Here is a 21,152-nt window from a genome sequence, read left to right as displayed (position 1 = left end):
TTCATTTAAAAGTACTTCTGATAATACTCTTTTCTTAACCTTCCACTTAGCTGAGCATAGATCTAGGTGGTTTCACTTTTCTCATGGCCCATAAGACTTTGTATGACTTCAAGAGGAGCTCCATTATTCAACAAATGAGTTGCGTAGCTATGTCTAAGTTGGTGCGGATGAATTTCTTTATTAATTTCAGCACGATTGGAGATTCGCTTGATGATGTATCGCATTTGGGCGACGCTCATTTTGTGAGGCTGTCTAGCGGTTACAAAAATAGCAGAGTTATGATCATTACGGCTTTCTATATAGCGTTTAAGCCATATATCGCAACGTGTATTAAAATAAACCTCCCTTTCCTTGTCACCTTTTCCTCTAACAATCGCAGATTGATTGGACCAGTTAATATGGTTCTTTTCTAATGCAACTACTTCTCCAATCCGACAACCGGTAGAAAACATGAATTCAAAAATCGCTTTTTCGATTGGAGAATGACAGGATTCACGAAGGTGTTCGATTTCCAGCTCAGTTAAATATTTTGGTATCCGCTTACCCACTTTGGGTTCTTTGATTTTGGACGTTGGATTCTTACTCAGGTAGCCTTCTTCGTGGGACCAACGAAAAAATGACTTCATAAAACGAATGCGATGTGCAAGACTTGCTGGTTTTAAATGCTTGCCGGATATAGCGAGATATTCTTTCAGTTGATTTGTATCCAGTACCTCTATCTCTACATCCTTAAAATAATCAATTAGTAGCAAAGACTGTAACCGGTAGGCCTTCAATGTTTGTGGTGAAAATCCCTCTATTCGCTTATCAGCCTCAAACGAAGTCCATGCATTCGATAGTAACAACTCTATTCCCCCTAAAATAGTAATATTAAAAGGATTATTGCCAATTTAATAGAATTATAGACATAGGGTGTATTTCAACTAACGCGGCAGCGCGACAAGTTTTGTTATAAGCACTTATGTGTGAAAAAACAAGGGATTTCTTCGGAAATCCTAACTTTATAACCGAGGATAGGAATGACAAAACCATGTATTTTGAAACTATCCCATTAAGTTTCCTGCATGCGTCATAATGGACAGATTATGGGGTCTGAAGCTCAGGTAAAGTCGGCAGAACAAAGGCTGAAGCCACTCCTTACGGAAAAAGGTATGCCAATGGATATGCCGGATGGCTGAAAAACTAAATATGGTGAGAATTTTCTTGTGAAATAGAATAGACAAACTTCCGAACGTACGGGTCTAAAGTTAGAGCATAAGGAAACTTGTGTACCATCCAACGATGGGGTGAGTGACGTGGAGTAAAAATTGCTGCTATGAAACACGCTATACCGAACAATGGCGGTATCCAGCTCACAGGCTTACAGGAAGCACCTAAGTTTAGAAAAAGATAGCTAGGTTTTAAGGGACTTGGAAAGTAAGGAACGTTGAATCAAGGGCTGTCACCCGAAACGGTTGCTATAAGCTTTATGGCGAAATGCATTTATCCTTGTGAGGGTAGGGGTACGACCAATGAAACTTCTGTAATGGAAGTGGAGGAACAGCCCCAAGTCTAGTGATAAGTAATAATTATTTTTCAATTGTGCATTGCACCGGTCGGGTAAGAACGTGGGAACATCACTTCAAAGAGGAATGATGCCACAGTGCAAGCTCTCCGATATTGGGATTATTATGGGATGACAGACACCTTTACGGACTTACATGAACGAGCCAAAAATAAAGAATCATTCCTTCTGTTATACGGCATCATCACGTCGAGGAACAATATTTTATTAGCGTATCGAACAATCAAGTCAAATAAAGGGTCGAAGACCCCTGGAACAGATGGTAAAACTATTGTAGACATAGAGAAACAATCAGAGAACGAATTAGTAGAAGAAATACAAAGTAAGCTTAATAATTATCGCCCAAAGAAAGTTAGACGTAAACTAATCGAAAAAGATAATGGCAAGATGCGACCATTAGGTATTCCATGCATTCTGGATAGAATCATACAACAGTGCTTTAAACAAGTGTTAGAACCGATTGCTGAGGCTCATTTTTATAATCACAACTATGGATTTAGACCTTTGCGGTCTACTCATCATGCAATGGCAAGAATTCAATTTCTAGTTAACCGGTCGAAACTCCATTACGTTGTAGACATTGATATCAAAGGGTTCTTTGATAATATCAATCATACCTTGCTAATTAAGCAGCTATGGAATTTAGGTATCCGGGATAGACAAGTTCTGGCCTGTATATCTAAAATGTTAAAAGCCGAAGTGGATGGAGAAGGTATTCCAACAAAAGGTTCTCCGCAAGGTGGCCTACTTTCGCCGTTATTGTCTAATATTGTATTAGATGAATTGGACCAATGGGTAGCGAATCAATGGGAACTATTCCCCATCCTCAAAAACTTAAAAACTAGAGAAAGTCAGCTAGTTGAAAAGAAGCGAACTCACTTAAAAGAAGGCTACATAGTTCGTTATGCCGATGACTGTGTGCCACGAAAGCAAACGAAGTGTGCTTGAGAAGTAAACTTTGTAAGCTATGCTGCACTTAAGATGAGAGAAGGCCTCTCGCAATCGCTATACAGGTAGAGATTGCAAACCACCCTAAGGTGCTATAGTCAAAAGCTATGGTATTGAGCGTTAGGGGAAAAGGCAGAGCATGACTCTGTCAGGTATGTATTAAGGAGACGAAAACCATTGAACCGCTGATGAAGTATCGAAAGCGTAGAGATGTCATCAAAACTGAGGGGGAGTCATTAACTCAGGATAAGTTCGGAGGAAACCTGTTTACTGTCCGTTCGGTGACCGGTATAAAGGCGGCGTGAACTTAATACAGGCTTTTGTGTGGAACGTGGGAACCTACGACATGGATGCTAAGGGAGAGATTTCAAGTGGAAGCCCCACAAGAATCGGAGTACCAATGCCATGTATAGGGGCGGAATAACTCGTAGTAGCGATGAAATCTCCTAACGGAGATGGAGCGAAGGGGTTATATTATTCAGTTTTATATACAAGTCAACCAACAAACTGGGAGGAACTTATGCATAAAACAAAGCCATATGTTATATCCAAAAACGTAGTATATGAAGCTTTTCTAAGAGTAAAAGCAAACAAAGGGTCAGCAGGAATTGATGAACAATCCATAGCAGAATTTGAAGAAAATCTCAAAGATAATCTGTATAAAATATGGAACCGAATGTCATCTGGTAGTTATTTTCCTCCAGCTGTTAAAGCTGTAGAAATACCAAAGAAAGCTGGGGGTACAAGAACACTTGGAATCCCAACTGTGGCGGATAGAATTGCACAAATGACGGTGAAATTATATTTTGAACCTTCGGTAGAACCATTCTTTCATGAAGACTCCTATGGATACAGACCGAAGAAAAGTGCCATTCAAGCGTTAGAGATCACTCGGAAAAGATGTTGGAAGTACAATTGGGTACTTGAATTTGATATTAAAGGTTTATTTGATAATATAGACCATGATTTATTGATGAGAGCGGTAGAAAAGCATACAAAAGTAGAATGGATAAAGCTATATATCAAAAGATGGTTAAAAGCACCGTTTCAAACGAATAAAGGAATAAAAGAACGTACCTCTGGCACACCGCAAGGTGGGGTCATAAGTCCGGTATTAGCAAATCTATTTCTTCATTATACGTTTGATAAATGGATGGAAATCAATCATCCTAACAATCCATTTGCTAGGTACGCAGATGACGCAGTCATCCACTGTAAGACAGAGGAAGAAGCAAAGAAGTTGCTTGAATCCCTAAACAAGAGAATGAATATATGTAAACTCGAACTTCATCCAACTAAAACCAAAATTATTTATTGCAAGGATGCAGATAGAAAAGAAGAGCATGAAAATATATCGTTTGATTTTCTAGGGTATACGTTCAGACCGAGACTGTCGAAAAACAGGTGGGGGAAACACTTTGTGAATTTCACTCCTGCTATCAGCAATAAATCTAAGAAATCAATTCGGCAAAAAGTAAGAAGTTGGAAACTGCAACTGAAGGCATATAAGGAACTCTTTGACTTATCGATGATGTTTAACTCAGCTATTCAAGGATGGATTAATTACTATGGGAAGTTCTACAAATCCGAAATGTATTCTAGTTTGAGGCATATTAATAAAGCCTTAATCATGTGGGCAAGAAAGAAATATAAAAGACTTGCTCGTCATAAGAAAAATGCGGAACGTTTTATGGGTAGGATTGCTATTCAGAATCCTAAGCTCTTCAAACATTGGGAACTAGGAATAAAGCCTACGGCTGAATAATGGGAGCCGGATGAGTTGAGAGGCTCACGTCCGGTTCTGAGAGGGGCTACTGGGGAGGTTCCAGTGGTCTACTTGCCTTAAAATCATCTGTCGAGATTGGAAAACTGCCCAAAAATGGTATCATGCTGTTAAGCTCTATCTAAAAGAACGTTTAAAACTTGATATTTCACCAGAAAAATCGAAGATTATTAATCTACGCAAGAATGAGTCTGCTTTTCTTGGCTTCACAATACGTGCCAATCGTAAAGGAAAAAAGCGAGTGGCACACACGTTTGTCAAAGCTGAAAAGATGCAGAAAATTAAGGTGGATGCAAAGAAACGATTAGAAATACTCCGAACATCGCCAACTACTCAAAATGCCATGCGCTTTAATAGTTTTGTCTTAGGGTTACACAATTATTTTAACAGAGCTACTCACGTCAACTTAGCGTTCTCACGACTTGCCTACGAAATAGGTGCATCTATGTACAATCGTCTTAAACCTATCGGTAAATATGAACATCCTAACAACCCGCCACCTGTCTATAAAAAGTTCTATGGCTTAGGCTCTAAAACATATAAAATTGCCGGGATATACCTCTTCCCCCTTGGGATCATCAAAACTAAAAATGTGATTGCTTTTACTCAAAGTATAACCCCATTTACCGAAGAAGGTCGAGTACAAATATCTAAACGGTTGAGTAAAAATATAAGACAGGAAATAGTATTGTTAATGGATTCAAAAATACCGACACGAAGTGTCGAATATATGGATAATAGGATTAGTAGGTACAGTATGAAAAAAGGAAAATGTGAAATAACTGGCATGTTCCTACAAGCAGAAAACGTATACTGCCACCATTATATACCTAAACATCTTGGTGGAAACGACAAATTCAATAATTTACGTATTCTCCAAAAAGAAGTACATGAATTAATCCATATGACCGACAAAATTAAGGCGAATACACTCATAAAAATTTTGGGCATCACTGAATCGATGTTAAAGAAAATTAATAAATATCGAGAAAAATGTGAGCTAGAAATAATAAACTAACCCAAATCAACAAGAGTAACTTGAAACTTATAATTAATAATACCATCGCTAGATGGAACGCGGAATGCTGGGAAACTGGCACGTTCCGTGCGGAGTAGGGGAAAAGCTGGAGATAACTTCAAATGCTTACCTATTACTAACGTTTAGTTGAAGAAGCTAATTAATAAATTTTGGTATTTGGTTTGATATAATCCCTATAGTGGAAGAGGGTGTTATTTTGAAGAAAAGATATATAGCTCTGCTTATTGCATTGGCGATAGTTATGAATGTAATTGTTTTATACTTATTTTTTTTGTTTTTGGAAATGAAAAATCAAGGAGAGTATTGGAAATATGATAAAGGGGTTACTATTGAGGTAAATAATCTGAGTAATCAAAGTCTACCTAATCTTATTTTCTCATATAGCGTCAATAAGACAGATTATAAAGAGGTAGGAACGATTAAAAGTCTAAACGCTGGAGAATCAACTCAAATAACTGGTAGCAGTGAAGAAATAAATACTGGCGATTTAAGTTTATATTTACAATATTATATTAATAATGGCGGAAAAAAATTGGATAGTATAGTCTATTTCAATATTATGAAACCTAGAAAAGCAGTCGCAGTTATAGATATAATTGAAGTGGATGCCAATGGATTTTTAAAGTATGAAATGAAGGGTTTTGATGGTCTTTGGGAATTTGGACCAGAAGAAATTGGCAGTAGTGAAGTGAAATATTAATAATTGTGGAAATATTCTTATTCGACTAACGCGGCAGTTTAGTTGAAGAAGAGACGTTGAGGTTCTATGTCGCATTTGACACATATTGTGCAATAAAAAAAGTGTTTAGAAATAACCATTCTAAACACTAAGCATAATCTAATCAGGTGTGTTGCCTAACTTGTTTTGACTTTCTAATACAGAACTGTCATATGCAATTAAAGCTACATCTAATTGTTCCTCTAGTTGTTTTATTTCCTTGAGTTGCTCATGATTTAGTTCTGCAAATTTTGTTTCTTCCAAAAGACTCACATCCTTCTACAAGTATTATTTTAAGTATGAGAATTTTTTTGGAATTTAAACTTAATATTTACAATAAAACCGATTGTATTACCGTTATTGTCCATATCCTAATGAACAATTCGACCATAATGTGTAATAAATGGGCAGGTACTTATTCAACTAACGGGTGCTTTAGCAGAACAAAGAAAATATATTATAAATTAAATTTGAGTGTAAACCGAGGATTTGGGAGGTAATTTTTCTATGTCGCATCCATATAAAAAATTTGAAAATACACCTTTATGGGCAGTTATAAATAATGGTATAGATGACCTTGTGGAAAATAATGATATTGAAGAAAGTACACAAAGAGATTACATCGTTGGCTATCTCTGTAAGTTAATATCGGAATTAGAAACAGAAAATAAATAAGACTCTTTGTTTCACTAACGAGGTGCTTTAGGAGAAGTAAAACAAGAATATAATCGAGATTGGATTATAGGGGAGTTGGAATTGTGTGAACCTCTTTAAGTTTTTTGTTTATCAAGTCGTTTTTTCTATGATTGGTTTAGCAAATAATTCTTTTTTTAGGGACTTTATTTATGAACAGTTCCATATCAATAATAAATTTACTGTTTCACTGATTAAGACACCTATTGATTTGATAATAATTTATTTCACCTTTAGGTTATATTTCTTGTTAAAAATTAAGTTGAGATATAAGATTTTAATTCACATAGGTGCTTTTATTGTTGGGTTTGTAATTTTAGGATTAATAACTAATCAAATAGTTATGTAAAAATCTAAGGTTCAACGAATGATTTCTTATTAAACTAAAGGGTGCTTTAGTGAAATAAGAAATGCAATAAATTTGGATATAGCCAAGAAAAAGAACATGTATGAAGGTATGTGAACACTGTTGTTTTACATTCTTTTTCTTCTTTGTTTAACATCAAGTGAGGAATTAGTAGAAGAATTAACAGAACCAAAATTTAAGGTTATCAAACAAAAACAGATGTTCAGTGAAAGTTCGAAAGATAAATTAATGGAATCCTTAAGAAGAATAGCTATATTGGATAATGAGAACAAGAAGATGAAAAACAATAATGCTCGTTTACTTGGAAAGTTGACTAACAGATAAGAAAACCCCTGTATCTTTTACCTACTAAGGATGATAATTGATACATGGGGTTTTATAATGGTTCTATATACTAGCCTAAAATGATATTTGTCAAACGGTTTACCGCAGTATGCAAAGTTTCTTTCCCCTCTACACATGCCATTGCAACCCCATAAATGCCCCAACTCCAAAATGTAGCAAGAAAATAATGTTCTTCCTTCACACCATGCTCTTTATCTAATAAAGCGTGCAGATTTTCCGTCAATCGTTGTTTAATTTCATAGTCCATTTTCGGTTTAAATTCTTTAACTGCTCGTTGACAATGTAGGGCTAAATTTGTTTGAGAACCCATAATAGCTTGTAGGGACATAATAATCGTTTGTTCATCGATGACTTCTTGTAATGCTACTTCTTTAAAAATTTCTTTCGTAAGAACTTCTCTTTGAATCACATCGATTAAATCGTATTTATCCATAAAATGATAGTAAAATGTTGAACGGTTAATCTCTGCTTCTTGTGTAATATCAGCAATGGAAATATCACTAAAATCTTTTTGTTTAATCAGTCTCATAAAACTATTCATGATATTTTGTCTTGTCCGTTGAACCCGTGGATCTAGTTTTTTCATTCGTACCTACCTCCTCAAAACAAAATTATTTTTTAACACTTGTTGGATTAAATGAATGACTCGATTATAACAGAAAAATTTTTAGAAAAAAATAAGCAATTCGTGGTCCATACAAAATGGACCACGAATTGCAATATAAAGATAATAAACGATTAGAATTTTTGTGCTAATTGCTTTGATCGCTCGATGCCTTCTGCTTTAATTTCCTCTGCTTTTGTTGGCATTTTAGCTTGACCTTCAATAAATAAACCTTCGTATTCAGTAATACCCATGAAGTTCATGATATGTTTTAAGTATCTATCGCCTAGCTCTTCATCTGCTAAATGACCTACTGAATAAAAATCTCCACGAGCTTGAATGTGAAACACTTTTTTACCATGAAGTAAGCCTACAGCACCAGTTTCCGTATATCTAAACGTCTTGCCAGGTACAGCTACAGCATCAATGTATGCTTTCACAACTGCTGGAAATGAGAAATTCCACATAGGCGTTACGAATATCATTTTATCCGCTGAAATAAATTGATCGAGAACTTCGTTTAGGCGACTAACTTTTGCTAATTCCTCAGTTGAAAGAGCATCCAATGGCTGTCCTGCACGAAGTTTTCCCCACCCACTGAAAACATCTGCATCTAAATCTGGAATATCGTCCTTAAATAAATCCACGGTTACAATTTCATCCATTGGGTTTGTTTCTTTATATGTTTCAATAAATGCCTTTCCTGCTGCCATACTAAACGAATGATTTTCATCATTTGGATTTGCTGTAATAAATAATACCTTAGTCATAATTATTCCCTCTATTTCTTTAAGATTTACAACAACTGTTGTGTGAATTAGTATAAAACGATTTATTAACTAAACAAACCAACAGTTTTATCGAATTGTTGCAAATCCAACATTCAGCTGGTATTGACTAAAAAAAGAATAATCTAAATAAAATTAAAACTCCTGTCATAAAAAAAGATTAGAGAAGATTAGCTTCCTGACACGTAGGCCCAGACGGAAAAACAAGAAAGAAGAAATAACTCTTATTCAACTAAAGTCGTGCTTTAGTAAAAAAATGGACATCAAAGTAAACGGGCTTGGAGATACAATTCACAGCTCCGTTTTATTTGTAGTATTTTTAAATCATCCTTTACCTTTAACATAGCCAAAATAAAAAACCCAGTCCATTGAACTGAGCAATACATTGCCTACGCAGTATTTAACTTTATAAGAAAATGGACCTCTATTATATTTAGCTATTTATTCAAATTCGGTGATCAGGATTCGCTTGGTTTTGTAACTATTTTTACAAGTGCAGTGGATGTTATAACAAACATGGCAATAGTATAAGTACCGGTGATTAAACTATTTGCCCCACTATAATAGAGAGCAATTGAGTTCCTTTCACAATATTCCCACCCATATATGCCCTTTTAAGACCATTTTATTTTTCTCTGATTTTATACTAACTTGGAAAAGATAAACATAGCTCACTTATTAAATATGTTAGGTAGAACAACTTTCCATATATCATTTTCTTTTTTTAATTCCATTAAGGTCGTAGCTGTGAACCTGCCATAGGTAACCAATAATTCGACTAATAAGCCATTACTCTCTTCTTGTTTGACCTGGATTGAATCATAATATCTGAAATCTAAGGCTATTTCCATGTTGGATATGTTAAGGTGCGTGTAATATTTATCTTTAAAATTGTCGAATTCCAATGACTCACCTTCCATATAAGCCAACGCATAGATAGCTTCGATATCATCAATAACTGCTGAATGAATATATATAAGTAAAATATTTCCTGGTGAAAAACCTTTTAAGTATTTTGTATCATATTCTTCTGTAAATTGTTTATAGGACTTTAATTCTTCTTCCGACAAGTCAGTTAAATAAGAAAACTGTTCTTCCGAGTCCACCATCTTTAATACTTTCTAATCCACTTTACTGATTACATCTTCCTTTTTTGTTTCATTTGTTTTTAAGGAATTACTAGGCGTACAACCAGTTATTAAGAATAATGAAGTTAAAAATGCAACGAGAGAAATATTAGATTTCAAATAAATTACTCCTTTCATGCACCCTTGTAAGCTATATATTCTGCATGTTCTTAATTATTCCTTCTTCTACAAAAGTAGCCTTCCTTTTCACAGGTTTCACATAGCCTCTAGAATTCGAAGTTCTAGTTTTTGTTGAATTGTCAAAACTTTTCTTATATAATGAATATGGGATAATGAATGGTCATTCATTCAAAAAGATGGGGGACGAGAATATGAGTTTAGTTTCACGTGTTCAACAGATTGCCAGTGAGCATCCAGAGAAGATTGCTTATAACTTTATGGGGAAAGATACTACATACGCAGCATTTGAACAATCAGTGGAGTTATTTGCAGGGGCTTTAAAGTCAATTGGTGTGGAAAAAGGGGATAATATAGGTTTTTTACTAGGTAACTCACCACACTTTTTAATTTCTTTATATGCCACTATGCGAATAGGTGCTACCGCTGTTCCGATAAACCCAATTTATTCGCCAGATGAAATCAGTTATATTGTAAAAAACAGCGACGCTAAAGTAATTATTGCTCTTGATGCATTATTACCATTAGTAGAGAAAGCTGCAGGGGTTTTCACTTCGGTTGAAAATTATATTATTTGTGAAACACAACCAGACACGGTTCAAAAACTAGCAGCTTTACCTGAAAACTTAAAGACAAAAGTGAAACCGTTTTCAGTAATGATTTCTTCAGCTGCTATGGGTACGTCTGCTGTGGAAACTGATCCAGATGATATAGCAGTAATCTTATATACTTCCGGAACAACTGGTCATCCAAAAGGTGCAATGTTAACATATAACAATATTTACTCCAATGCTCGAGATGTTGCAGAATACTTAAAGATTAATACAGAGGATCGCGTAATTACAACGTTACCTGTATTTCATGTGTTCGCTTTAACGGTTGTTGTGAATGCTCCATTATTAATGGGTGCAACGCTACTATTAATTCCAAGATTTAGCCCGCAAGAAGTGTTTCAAATTGCAAAAGAGCAACAAGCTACTGTATTTGCAGGTGTTCCAACAATGTATAATTTCTTGTATCAATTCCCTGAAGGAAATGCAGAAGATTTTTCCAGTATACGTTTAGCAATATCAGGAGGATCTTCTTTACCTGTAGCCCTGTTGCATAACTTTGAGGACAAGTTCAATGTTCGTATATCTGAAGGGTATGGATTGTCAGAGGCATCACCAGTTACATGCTTTAACCCAATTGACCGTGATCGCAAGCCTGGTTCAATCGGAACAAATATCATAAATGTGGAGAACAAAATCGTCAATGAGCTTGGGGAAGAAGTTTCAGTAGGTGAGGTAGGAGAGTTAATCGTTCGTGGACCTAACGTGATGAAAGGTTACTACAAAATGCCGGAAGAAACAGAAAGTGCCATTCGCGATGGGTGGTTATATACTGGGGATCTGGCTAGACAAGATGAGGAAGGTTATTTCTTTATCGTAGATCGCAAAAAGGATATGATTATCGTAGGTGGGTATAATGTCTATCCTCGTGAAGTGGAGGAAGTTTTGTTTGCACATCCAGGTATCGTTGAGGCAGCGGTTGTCGGAATCCCTGATCCAAACTTTGGAGAAGAAGTGCTTGCATTTGTTGTAAAAAAAGATCCTACATTAACAGCGCAACAACTGGAAGCATATTGTTTAGAAAAACTAGCAAAATATAAAGTGCCGAAGAAGATTGAATTCTTAGAGGAACTTCCGAAGAACACAACGGGTAAAATATTACGTCGTTCTTTAAAACCACAAACAGTTTAAGAGATAAATTTGTTCAAGCTCCTCATGTATCTATGAGGAGCTTTTTTTTATATAAACTTTTCATAGAAAATAGAAGGAAAAAGATTTCGGTTGTCGAAATAAATAGGGAGAGAAATTTAAATAGAGGGAGATATTAATAATGGCAAAACGAAAATTAGAAGCTACTGATTTATTTAAAATACAATCAATCACCAATCCAGTAATTTCACCGGACGGGAATGAGGCAGTTTTCATCCGTACGGAAATGCACAAAAAGGATAACAAGTACTATGCTTACTTATATCATGTGAAGATCGAAACGAGTGAGGTAACACAATGGACTCATGCAAAAGAAAAAGTATCCTCTCCGAAATGGTCTGCAGATGGTAAACAATTAGCATTTATATCGAATCGTGACGATAAAAACCAAATTTACATAATGTCGGCTAAAGGTGGAGAAGCAAAACAGCTGACGAAATTTGAAAAAGGTGTTTCGAGCTTTATATGGTCTCCTTGTAGTAAAAAGATTTGGTTCTCTGCATCTCTAAAAGATGGGAGAAGTTGGACAGACGAAGCTGAAGAGAAAGAAGACAAACTACCAGAAGCTTACGTGGTAGATAATATGAAGTACCATAATGATGGTGTAGGATTATTACCAAAAGATACTTACCGACAAATAGGGTCTATCGTTATAGCATCAGGGGAAATTAAAGCCTTCACCGAAGGTACATTTAATCATAGTCTACAAGCAATTTCTCATGATGGAAAAAAACTAGTAATGGGTGTTAATCGTGATGAAAGTCAAGATTTTTCATTCCATGAACCTATGTTATTAATCGATATAGAAACGAAAAAGGAATCAGTAATCATTGAAGAAGACGGACACTTTGGAGGAGCTACATTTTCATCGGATGACCAATATATCGCTTTTGGTGGAATGCTTCACACATTTAAAAATGCAACGCATGCAGAAGTATATGTATATGAAGTGAGTACTGGAAAACTCCAAATACTAACAGAAGGGATAGACGCGCCAGTAGGTGACTATGCAGGGGCGGATATTCAACAAGGAGCAAATGCACCTGATGTTGTTTGGACTAACCAGAATCACCTATATTTCCAGTTATCCACAATGGGAGACGTACGGCTGTATTTTGCATCTTTGGATGGAGAAATTTATCCAGCATCTCCAGAAAACGAGCATGTATATGGATACGATATCGCTAGAAATGGAACTTATGCTCTAGCGACAATAAGTAATACAATATTTCCCGGGGAATTATTTAAACTAAATTTGGCGACTGGTGAAAGAATTACAATCACTAACTTTAACGAAGAGTTGATAAACGAGGTAGAGCTTGTCGAACCAGAAGCCATTGTGTATAAGGGTCTTAACGATTGGGATGTACATGGTTGGCTTATGAAGCCAGCGGGCTATCAAGAAGGACAGAAGTATCCCCTTGTTGTGGAAATTCACGGTGGACCTCATACGATGTATGCAAATACGTTTTTCCATGAGCTTCAACTATTAGCAGCCCAAGGGTATGGAGTATTATATGTAAATCCACGTGGAAGTCACTCATATAGTCAACATTTCGTCGACGCGGTTCGTGGGGACTACGGTGGTGGCGACTATGAAGATATCATGGCTGGAGTAGACTATGTGTTGAAGGAAAACAACTGGGTTGATGAAAACCGTTTAGGTGTAACTGGTGGGAGCTATGGTGGATTTATGACTAACTGGATCGTCGGTCATACAAATCGTTTTAAAGCAGCTGTTACGCAGCGTTCGATTTCTAATTGGATTAGTTTTTATGGAGTTTCTGATATTGGATACTACTTTACTCCATGGCAAATTGGCACTGATATGACAGATATCGATAAACTATGGGATGCTTCTCCACTTAAATATGCAGCTAATGTAGAGACACCTTTATTGATCTTGCATAGTGAAAATGACTATCGCTGTCCTATCGAACAAGGACAACAGCTATATATTACGCTAAAAGCTATGGGGAAAGAGACAAGTTTCGTTCGTTTCCCGCAATCTGATCATAATTTATCTCGAGTAGGGTTCCCAAATCTAAGACAAACACGACTAGACCAAATCACAAGCTGGTTTGCAAAATATCTTTGAAAATAGAGAAAACCCCTTCATTTCGATTTTGAAATGAAGGGGTTTTGCTGAATCGGAAACCTATTATCTTTTGTGAAATCCTTTTTTGTAATAGACAAAGACTAACCCAATTATCCATATAGGACCTACGATTAGGGCAATTCGTGTATCGGGGAAATAAGCCATGAGGCCAAGAACCAATACTAAGAAAGCTAATGCTAAATAAGAACCTACTGGGTAGAACAAAGCTTTATAGGAAAGCCTTGAAATTTCCCCTTTTGTAAGTGTTTTGCGGAATTTCAATTGGGATAATAATATAATTCCCCATGTCCAAACGGCTCCGAAAGTCGAAATACTCGTTACCCAAATGAATACTTTTTCAGGAACTAAGTAGTTTAATACAACGCCGACTAATAACAAGAAGGCAGAAAATATAATAGCCTTGGAAGGTACTCCCGTTCTACTAATGCTAGCGAATGAATTAGGAGCTTGTTTCTGCTCAGCCAAATTAAATAACATACGTCCTGTGCTGAAAATACCACTATTACAACTAGATAATGCTGCTGTAAGCACAACAAAGTTTATAATACCTGCTGCTGGACCAATTCCAATTTTCTCGAACATTAAAACGAAAGGACTTCCATTGGCTCCTATTTCATTCCATGGATAAATGGACATGATTACAAATAATGCCCCGACATAGAAAAGCAAAATACGCCAAAACACCGTGTCGATTGCTTTTGGAATAACCGTTTTAGGGTTTTTGGCTTCCCCTGCAGTTACACCAATCATTTCGACACCCAAATAAGCAAACATGACCATCTGTAAGGACATAAATATGCCAGTAACTCCATTTGGCGCAAATCCGCCGTTCGACCATAAATTACTTATGCCGACAGCAACTCCGCCATTACCAAGACCAAAGAGAATGACACCTAGCCCAACAAAAATCATCGCTAATATGGCAATAATTTTAATAAGTGCAAACCAAAACTCAAATTCCCCATAAGCTTTTACAGCAATTAAGTTAACCAATGTCATAATAACTAATGCCGCTAATGCCCAAATCCAAGGGGCTGTGTCTGGATACCACATTTTCATATATACTCCTACAGCAGTAATCTCTGCCATACAAGTAACTACCCATAAAAACCAATAATTCCATCCAGTTATGTATCCTGCAAGAGGGCCAAGATAATCCTTTGCATACCGACTAAATGAACCTGAAACTGGATTATGTACGGCCATTTCACCCAGTGCACGCATAATAATGAAAATGGCTATTCCTCCGACAATATAGGAAATCAGAATAGCAGGTCCTGCCAGCTGTATGGCTGTAGCTGAACCTAAAAATAGACCAACTCCGATTGCTGCTCCTAATGACATCAAGGTGATATGTCGCTGTTCTAATCCTCGCTGTAACTGCTGATTTCCACCCAAGCTATGTCACTCCTTATAAATTTATTACTCTGCAAGATAAAACTCTATCACAATAATATACGTATTGGGAACAGTCTATCATACTGATATTGTGATAAAATTATGAATACAAAGCATGATAGATTGGAGTTAAAAGATGAAAGTTGTATCGATTCGTCCTATTATCGAAAAAGAGCTTGTTCGACTGTGGGAATTAAGTGCAAAGGAAAGTGCTCCCGAATGGAAAAAATGGGATGCACCTTATTATCCCCATATTCCTTCAACTTTAGAACAATTTTTAGAAAAGAAAGATCAACTCGCCAACCAAGAAGATATGTGGGGGATTTATGTAGATGGAGAATTAGTCGGCTCGCTCTGTTACTACTGGGAGCATGAAGAATCCCTTTGGCTAGAAATGGGGATTGTCATTTATGAACCCCAATTTTGGAGTGGAGGAATAGGTACAGAGGCACTCCGAATGTGGATTAATCATTTATTTAAAGAATTACCACTTGTTCGTGTTGGCTATACAACCTGGTCAGGCAATGAACGGATGATTAAAGTCGGTGAAAAGTTAGGAATGACAATGGAAGCAAGACTTCGAAAATGTCGATTCTTTAACGGTGTATATTATGACTCAATACGAATGGGGTTATTAAGAGAAGAATGGGAAGAGTTAGAATGACTCCATTTTTGCAATTAAAGCAGCTGAAGAAGCATTGGGATGCATAAGTACCTACAATTGAAAGATTGGAGATAGTGAATGGAGCCAATAGTGATTGAAGAAACGCCGTCTATAGTTACAGTTAAATATGATTCAACGCCATACGAATTACCAGAACAAATGAGGGAAAAACATGAACACTTCTGGAATGAACAATTAAAGATAAATCCACATTTTCGTAATGGAGAAGTCTTTACCATTCAAAAAATTTGTAGAAATTCAGAGGAACTTCAAATTACTGTAGCAAAAACAGACTACAAGCATTATTTATATACGATTCGTCATGAAGAAAAAGTATTTCCGTGCAAAGTTATTTTTACTTGTGTGGCTGTTATTACCAAAGACAATTATATTGCATTTGGGAAAATGAACAAACATACTTCCACACCAGGTCGTTTACAATTTACAGGTGGAGGTTTAGACGAGTCGGATTTAAAAGGTGAGTTATTTAATCTGGAGAAAAGTATCGAAAAAGAATTGATTGAAGAAATGGGTTTATCAATTAACCCCTCCTATACAAAATCTTTTAGACCAATGTTTGTTAAGCGCGGAGGATTAAATGATTTTTGGGCTGTCGTTTTCGAGCTGAATGTGAATTTTACATCGAATGAATTACAAGTTATATTAGAAAAACACAATATGAGTATAATAGGAAAAGGCGAACAACCAGAATTTGCTGAGTTCCTCTTAGTCGCGTTAGATAAAGAAAGTGTGCATTCCTTTATACAAAATGATCTTTCTTTAAAAGAGGAATACTTAGAGCCAATTTTGGAGAAGTATATTAATCAAATGACTTAAGAATGACAAAATGCTGCAAGGGTTTGCTCCTGGCAGCATTTTCTATTGATTTAATATCCATTTGACTGCTTCCAGTAAATTCTCGGCAATATAATCCGGTTCTATGTCTTTCCATTCGACTCGATACTGTGATAACGAGTCTGTTCCCCAACCAGTAAGCACTAATATTTTCAGCGCTCCAACAGCTTGAGCAGCTAGCATATCAGTACCACCGACATCCCCAATAACTACACAATTTTTAAGATTGAGATTGTATTTGCTAGCAGCCTCAAGTAACATGCCAGGATTTGGCTTACGACATACACAGGAATCGAGAAGGCTATGTGGACAAATGAACCCATCATCAAAACCATAGGACAGAAATTCTTTTTGAAATTCCACTATGGATGCCTCTCCTCGACTCACCCGATGTTGGTTGGTGAATCCAAATATTTTAATTCCTTGGGATTGTAGTAACTGAATCGCTGTTCTACTAAACTCATAAGGAACAAAGTCATTTGGATGTATAAAATGACCTGTGCCACCAATTGTCCCATCACGATCTATAAAAACTGCTTCTAATTTCCTTATCAATTTATCCATTGCTCCATTAGTGCAATCTCTCTTTCACCAGAATTCATTTTAATTCGTCGTCCAATAGGCATTGTTAACATCGGGTGGGTATGGCAGCAGTCGAAGTCAGCAAGAATTGGAATTGTTGAAACTCCTATAATTTCTACTAAAATATCAGCCGGCATTCTCCCGGTTCCTTGATCATCAAACAATTCATGTTTTCCTAATATAATTCCAGAAACTCTATCAAATACACCATTTAACTTTAATAGGTTGAAGTTTTTTTCCACAACAGCTGCAGATTTCATCGTGTCTTCTATTAACAAAATATCTCCATCTTTTATTAAAGGCATAAACGGGCTTCCCCAAATACCATACATAGCATTCAAATTCCCACCTATTAATCTACCTTCAGCAGTTCCCTCATTTACGCAAGTCCATTCATTCGGTCTTAGTTGTTTGTCACAGGTTTTAATTTCCCAATTGAGTGGCTCATCTGTCCAATAAGGGGGGAGTGGGATAGTGAAAGGAATTTGTTGCTCGTTTATTAAAATATCCTTGAAATAATCATATGTATAATTTACGTAGGGTTCAAACTCTCCAAATGACGGCACTAATGCTGGTCCATAAAATGTTGGTATTCCAGTTTGAGCATAAATTGCGAGTAAAATTGCGGTAGCATCGGAGTAGCCAATCATGATCTTAGGGTTTCTTTTAAAAGCTTCATAATCAATATATGGCAAAATAGCGTTAGAGTTTGTCCCACCAATAGTAGACATAATACAGTGGATTTCAGGATTACGAATAAGCTCGTTTAACTCCTGAGCACGCTCTTGAATATCTCCAGAGCGGTAAAAGTCTTGTTTCCCAGTTAAATTTCCCTCTATAATTTCAAATCCCTTTGCTTCTAAAAAAGTTCTAGCTCTTTCAAAGCGCTGGGGAGAAGAATGCGTAATCGGTGAAGAAGGTGAATAAATTCCAATTTTGTCGCCTTTTTGTAACCTATTTAAACCTTTCATAGGTAGAATCATTCCTTTCAATAAATCGTAATGAGAGAATAAATTATAAAGATATGACTCTGAAGTTAAAATAATAAGTTGAATATTCTCTATTTAACATAACTTAAATATTATATAATTGGAACTACTTATATTAAATGAGTAATACATAGTAGAGAGGAGATAGATTAATGTATAAAGAAGAAATTGAGTTTACTAGTAAAGAAGAATTTTATATAAGTACGGATAAAAATTTATTGGATAAGGATGTTATCTATAAATTTCTTAGTCAAGAATCCTATTGGTTAGAAGGTACTTCAAGAGAATTAGTTGAAGCATCGATTGAGAATTCCATTCTTTGCTATGGGATTTATGAGGGGGATCCAACTAAGGGCAATCCAAAACAAATAGGTTTTGCTCGTGTTGTATCAGATCTTGTCCGATATTCTTGGTTGGGCGATGTTTTCGTACTTCCCGAGTATAGAGGAAAGGGACTTAGCAAATGGCTAATGACAATTATTACTGAAAATCCGAAATTGAAAGGCACTAATTTTCATTTGGCGACAAGAGATGCTCATACCCTGTACGAACAATTCGGTTTTAAGTCTGCGGAGAAAAGCGAAGTTAGTATGACCAGACCCCTTGATTGGGACGCTATTAATGCAATTTACAAAAAAGAAACGGTTTGAATCATTTTTGTATATCTTGTGACCTTTCCAAAAGAATACGTTTTCACTTATAGCTTTGGTTAGGAACTTTACATGGGCTTCTTATATAATGAGGGTAGAATTATGTAAGAAAGGATTCGCTCTATTATGCAATTAACTATTACATTTGTTGTTTTAGCGATCAGTATCGTTTTGTTTATAAGCAATCGAGTGCGTGCAGACCTTGTCGCGATTCTTGCACTTTTAGCTTTTGTTATTTCAGGTGTGTTAGAGCCTACGGAGGCACTTGCAGGGTTTTCTAATTCTGTCGTTATTATGATTGCAGGGCTATTTGTTGTGGGAGCTGGAATTGTTCGGACAGGTCTGGCACAGTCTGCCGGGAATTTATTGTTGAAATGGTCGGGGAAAAGCGAGAGGAAATTATTCGTTTTATTACTTATTATTACAGGCAGTGTTGGCTCCTTTATGAGTAATACGGGGGTAGTTGCTTTAATGCTACCGATTGTTATTAGCATCGCCATCAGTATTAATAGCAGCCCGTCTAAGTATTTAATCCCCCTATCTTATATTAGTAGCTTGTCAGGGCTAATGACACTAATTGCCACACCGGCCAATCTGATTGTCAGCCAGGTCCTTGTAGATAATGGATTTGAAAAACTAGGTTTTTTTGAAATTACCCCACTTGGAATTATTGGAATCACTACTGGTATCTTATATTTTCTTGTTGCTCGAAAATATGTGTTGCCGAATGATAAAAGAAAAAATAATGCCGGAGAAGGGCATAAATTATCTCCACAGCAACTGGCAGCAGATTATGAGTTAGGTGGTAACTTGCATCGTATTCGAGTGGTAGAGGATTCTTCGATTATTGGAAAACAACTCGCGGAGTTAAAGCTTCCTGCAAAATATCATCTTGCTATTTTGAAAATTGACCGTAAGTCGATGGAAGGCATGAATATCCTACCTATCCGTTATCAGGAAATGGCTGGTCCTATGAGTGTGATTGAAGGCAAGGATATTTTATATGTTCAAGGTCCACTAGAAAATACTTTGCAATTTGTGAGAGATTTTCACTTAGAGGTTGATGAAGAAACGAATGCAGAGGAACTCGTTTCTAAACAATTGGGTATAGCAGAGGTACTATTAACTCCACATTCCAATTTGATAAACGAAACGGTTGGAAGTATTAGTTTCCGAGAAAAATATAACTTAAATATACTAGGCATTAATCGCAAAGGAGAATATGTATTAACCGAAATGGCGGAAGTACGATTGCGATTCGGGGATGCGTTGTTGGTCCAAGGAGCTTGGGAAGAGATTGAGCTTTTGTCTAGAGCTGTAAAAGATGTTGTGATTATTGGGCAACCTAAAGAGCATGCAAGTATGGCTGCTGCTAGTGGGAAAGCGCCAATTGCTGGAGCAATTATGCTATTGATGATTGGGTTAATGGTTTTGGAAGTGTTTCCTGCAGTCATTTCTGTTCTTTTAGCCGCTACTTTAATGGTCATGACTGGGTGTCTGCGTAATATGGATGATGCGTATGGCAAGATGAACTGGGAAAGTATTATTTTAATCGCCGCCATGCTTCCAATGGCAACTGCCCTTGAAAAAACGGGTGGTATGGTAATTCTTTCCGAAGGGATAGTTAATCTTCTTGGTGGGTTCGGTGCAATGGGAGTGTTAGCTGGTATTTACTTTGTGACGATGATATTTGGTCAATTTATTAGTAATACTGCGACTGCTGTTTTGTTTGCCCCAATAGCAATGACTGCAGCCATTAGTTTAGATGCAAATCCGTATACATTTTTAATCGCTATAGCTGTATCTTCAAGTATGGCTTTTGCGACTCCTGTAGCGTCTCCTACTAATGCATTAGTAATGACAGCAGGAGGATATAAATTCTTTGACTTTATCAAGGCAGGAATACCTTTACAAATAATTATGTTCATCATTATGATGATTGCAATTCCAATATTTTTCCCATTGTAATTTTAAAGAGTTTCTCTTCCAAAGAGATGCTCTTTTTTTGTTTGACAATTTGT

Annotated in this window: 21 protein-coding genes; 12 read left to right on the top strand and 9 right to left on the bottom strand. The window is 36.4% G+C overall.

All coding sequences use genetic code 11. The annotated features are described in order from the left end of the window. Positions 1-62 precede the first annotated feature (62 nt). Positions 63-845 (bottom strand): tyrosine-type recombinase/integrase, encoded by a 783-nt coding sequence (locus MKX53_RS13700; RefSeq protein WP_340911977.1) that lies wholly within the window; start codon positions 843-845, stop codon positions 63-65. 830 nt (positions 846-1,675) lie between these two features. Here MKX53_RS13700 and MKX53_RS13695 point away from each other — a divergent pair. From MKX53_RS13695 to MKX53_RS13680, 4 genes are all read left to right on the top strand, one after another. Then, entirely contained in the window at positions 1,676-2,512 is an 837-nt protein-coding gene (locus tag MKX53_RS13695) for a reverse transcriptase domain-containing protein (protein WP_445678268.1), read from the top strand. Between the two features lie 520 nt (positions 2,513-3,032). Continuing rightward, positions 3,033-4,277 carry a group II intron reverse transcriptase/maturase gene (gene ltrA, locus MKX53_RS13690; protein ID WP_340911974.1) on the top strand — a complete coding sequence of 415 codons (1,245 nt, stop codon included), beginning with the start codon at positions 3,033-3,035 and terminating at the stop codon, positions 4,275-4,277. A 259-nt stretch (positions 4,278-4,536) separates the two neighbouring features. Next, positions 4,537-5,313 carry an HNH endonuclease signature motif containing protein gene (locus MKX53_RS13685; protein ID WP_340911972.1) on the top strand — a complete coding sequence of 259 codons (777 nt, stop codon included), beginning with the start codon at positions 4,537-4,539 and terminating at the stop codon, positions 5,311-5,313. Positions 5,314-5,530: 217 nt separating this feature from the next. Beyond that, positions 5,531-6,034, top strand: coding sequence for a hypothetical protein (locus tag MKX53_RS13680; protein ID WP_340911970.1), 504 nt, complete (start codon positions 5,531-5,533; stop codon positions 6,032-6,034). A gap of 138 nt (positions 6,035-6,172) precedes the next feature. Here the strand turns inward: MKX53_RS13680 and MKX53_RS13675 are convergent, their stop codons facing one another. Next, positions 6,173-6,316 carry a hypothetical protein gene (locus tag MKX53_RS13675; protein WP_422193388.1) on the bottom strand — a complete coding sequence of 48 codons (144 nt, stop codon included), beginning with the start codon at positions 6,314-6,316 and terminating at the stop codon, positions 6,173-6,175. Positions 6,317-6,559: 243 nt separating this feature from the next. Between MKX53_RS13675 and MKX53_RS13670 the strand changes: the two genes are divergently transcribed. Further along, positions 6,560-6,727: a hypothetical protein gene (locus tag MKX53_RS13670; protein ID WP_197275600.1), complete on the top strand. Its 168-nt coding sequence runs from the start codon at positions 6,560-6,562 to the stop codon at positions 6,725-6,727. A 487-nt stretch (positions 6,728-7,214) separates the two neighbouring features. Next, positions 7,215-7,436 carry a hypothetical protein gene (locus MKX53_RS13665; RefSeq protein ID WP_340911966.1) on the top strand — a complete coding sequence of 74 codons (222 nt, stop codon included), beginning with the start codon at positions 7,215-7,217 and terminating at the stop codon, positions 7,434-7,436. A 70-nt stretch (positions 7,437-7,506) separates the two neighbouring features. Here MKX53_RS13665 and MKX53_RS13660 read toward each other — a convergent pair whose 3' ends face one another. The 4 genes from MKX53_RS13660 to MKX53_RS13645 form a co-directional block, all read right to left on the bottom strand. After that, positions 7,507-8,043, bottom strand: coding sequence for a TetR/AcrR family transcriptional regulator (locus MKX53_RS13660; protein ID WP_093537615.1), 537 nt, complete (start codon positions 8,041-8,043; stop codon positions 7,507-7,509). 152 nt (positions 8,044-8,195) lie between these two features. Then, the gene (locus MKX53_RS13655) at positions 8,196-8,831 is read right to left on the bottom strand and encodes an FMN-dependent NADH-azoreductase (RefSeq protein WP_340911964.1); all 636 of its coding nucleotides are present in this window, start codon (positions 8,829-8,831) and stop codon (positions 8,196-8,198) included. Positions 8,832-9,520: 689 nt separating this feature from the next. Then, the gene (locus MKX53_RS13650; protein WP_340911962.1) at positions 9,521-9,958 is read right to left on the bottom strand and encodes a hypothetical protein; all 438 of its coding nucleotides are present in this window, start codon (positions 9,956-9,958) and stop codon (positions 9,521-9,523) included. Positions 9,959-9,970: 12 nt separating this feature from the next. Beyond that, a complete protein-coding gene (locus MKX53_RS13645; RefSeq protein ID WP_340911960.1) occupies positions 9,971-10,096 on the bottom strand; it encodes a hypothetical protein in 126 nt (41 codons plus the stop codon). Between the two features lie 212 nt (positions 10,097-10,308). Here MKX53_RS13645 and MKX53_RS13640 point away from each other — a divergent pair, with 212 nt between their 5' ends. Continuing rightward, the gene (locus MKX53_RS13640) at positions 10,309-11,856 is read left to right on the top strand and encodes a fatty acid--CoA ligase family protein (protein ID WP_445678027.1); all 1,548 of its coding nucleotides are present in this window, start codon (positions 10,309-10,311) and stop codon (positions 11,854-11,856) included. Between the two features lie 139 nt (positions 11,857-11,995). Beyond that, positions 11,996-13,972, top strand: a complete 1,977-nt coding sequence (locus MKX53_RS13635) for a S9 family peptidase (RefSeq protein ID WP_340911957.1) — start codon at positions 11,996-11,998, stop codon at positions 13,970-13,972. Between the two features lie 63 nt (positions 13,973-14,035). Here MKX53_RS13635 and MKX53_RS13630 read toward each other — a convergent pair whose 3' ends face one another. Further along, the gene (locus MKX53_RS13630; protein WP_340911953.1) at positions 14,036-15,391 is read right to left on the bottom strand and encodes an amino acid permease; all 1,356 of its coding nucleotides are present in this window, start codon (positions 15,389-15,391) and stop codon (positions 14,036-14,038) included. Between the two features lie 136 nt (positions 15,392-15,527). Here MKX53_RS13630 and MKX53_RS13625 point away from each other — a divergent pair, with 136 nt between their 5' ends. Together MKX53_RS13625 and MKX53_RS13620 are read left to right on the top strand one after the other, a co-directional pair. Continuing rightward, positions 15,528-16,055, top strand: a complete 528-nt coding sequence (locus MKX53_RS13625) for a GNAT family N-acetyltransferase (RefSeq protein ID WP_093537622.1) — start codon at positions 15,528-15,530, stop codon at positions 16,053-16,055. A 78-nt stretch (positions 16,056-16,133) separates the two neighbouring features. Then, complete coding sequence (locus tag MKX53_RS13620) at positions 16,134-16,892, top strand: hypothetical protein (RefSeq protein ID WP_340911951.1); 759 nt, start codon at positions 16,134-16,136, stop codon at positions 16,890-16,892. Between the two features lie 42 nt (positions 16,893-16,934). Here MKX53_RS13620 and MKX53_RS13615 read toward each other — a convergent pair whose 3' ends face one another. Together MKX53_RS13615 and MKX53_RS13610 are read right to left on the bottom strand one after the other, a co-directional pair. Continuing rightward, a complete protein-coding gene (locus MKX53_RS13615) occupies positions 16,935-17,474 on the bottom strand; it encodes an HAD-IIIA family hydrolase (RefSeq protein ID WP_340911949.1) in 540 nt (179 codons plus the stop codon). Then, complete coding sequence (locus tag MKX53_RS13610; RefSeq protein WP_340911946.1) at positions 17,462-18,463, bottom strand: S66 family peptidase; 1,002 nt, start codon at positions 18,461-18,463, stop codon at positions 17,462-17,464. Before MKX53_RS13610 ends, MKX53_RS13615 begins: the two co-directional genes overlap by 13 nt. Positions 18,464-18,633: 170 nt before the next feature. On the opposite strand from MKX53_RS13610, the gene MKX53_RS13605 reads away from it, so the two are divergent. Next, positions 18,634-19,131 (top strand): GNAT family N-acetyltransferase, encoded by a 498-nt coding sequence (locus MKX53_RS13605; RefSeq protein ID WP_340911944.1) that lies wholly within the window; start codon positions 18,634-18,636, stop codon positions 19,129-19,131. Positions 19,132-19,257: 126 nt separating this feature from the next. Then, complete coding sequence (locus MKX53_RS13600) at positions 19,258-21,099, top strand: SLC13 family permease (protein ID WP_340911943.1); 1,842 nt, start codon at positions 19,258-19,260, stop codon at positions 21,097-21,099. Positions 21,100-21,152 lie beyond the last annotated feature (53 nt).

It is taken from the genome of Psychrobacillus sp. FSL K6-4615 (assembly GCF_038008225.1).
Taxonomy (GTDB): Bacteria; Bacillota; Bacilli; order Bacillales_A; family Planococcaceae; genus Psychrobacillus; species Psychrobacillus psychrotolerans.
Note: the sequence above shows the minus strand (reverse complement) of the source record. Positions and strands in the feature narration are given on the sequence as shown.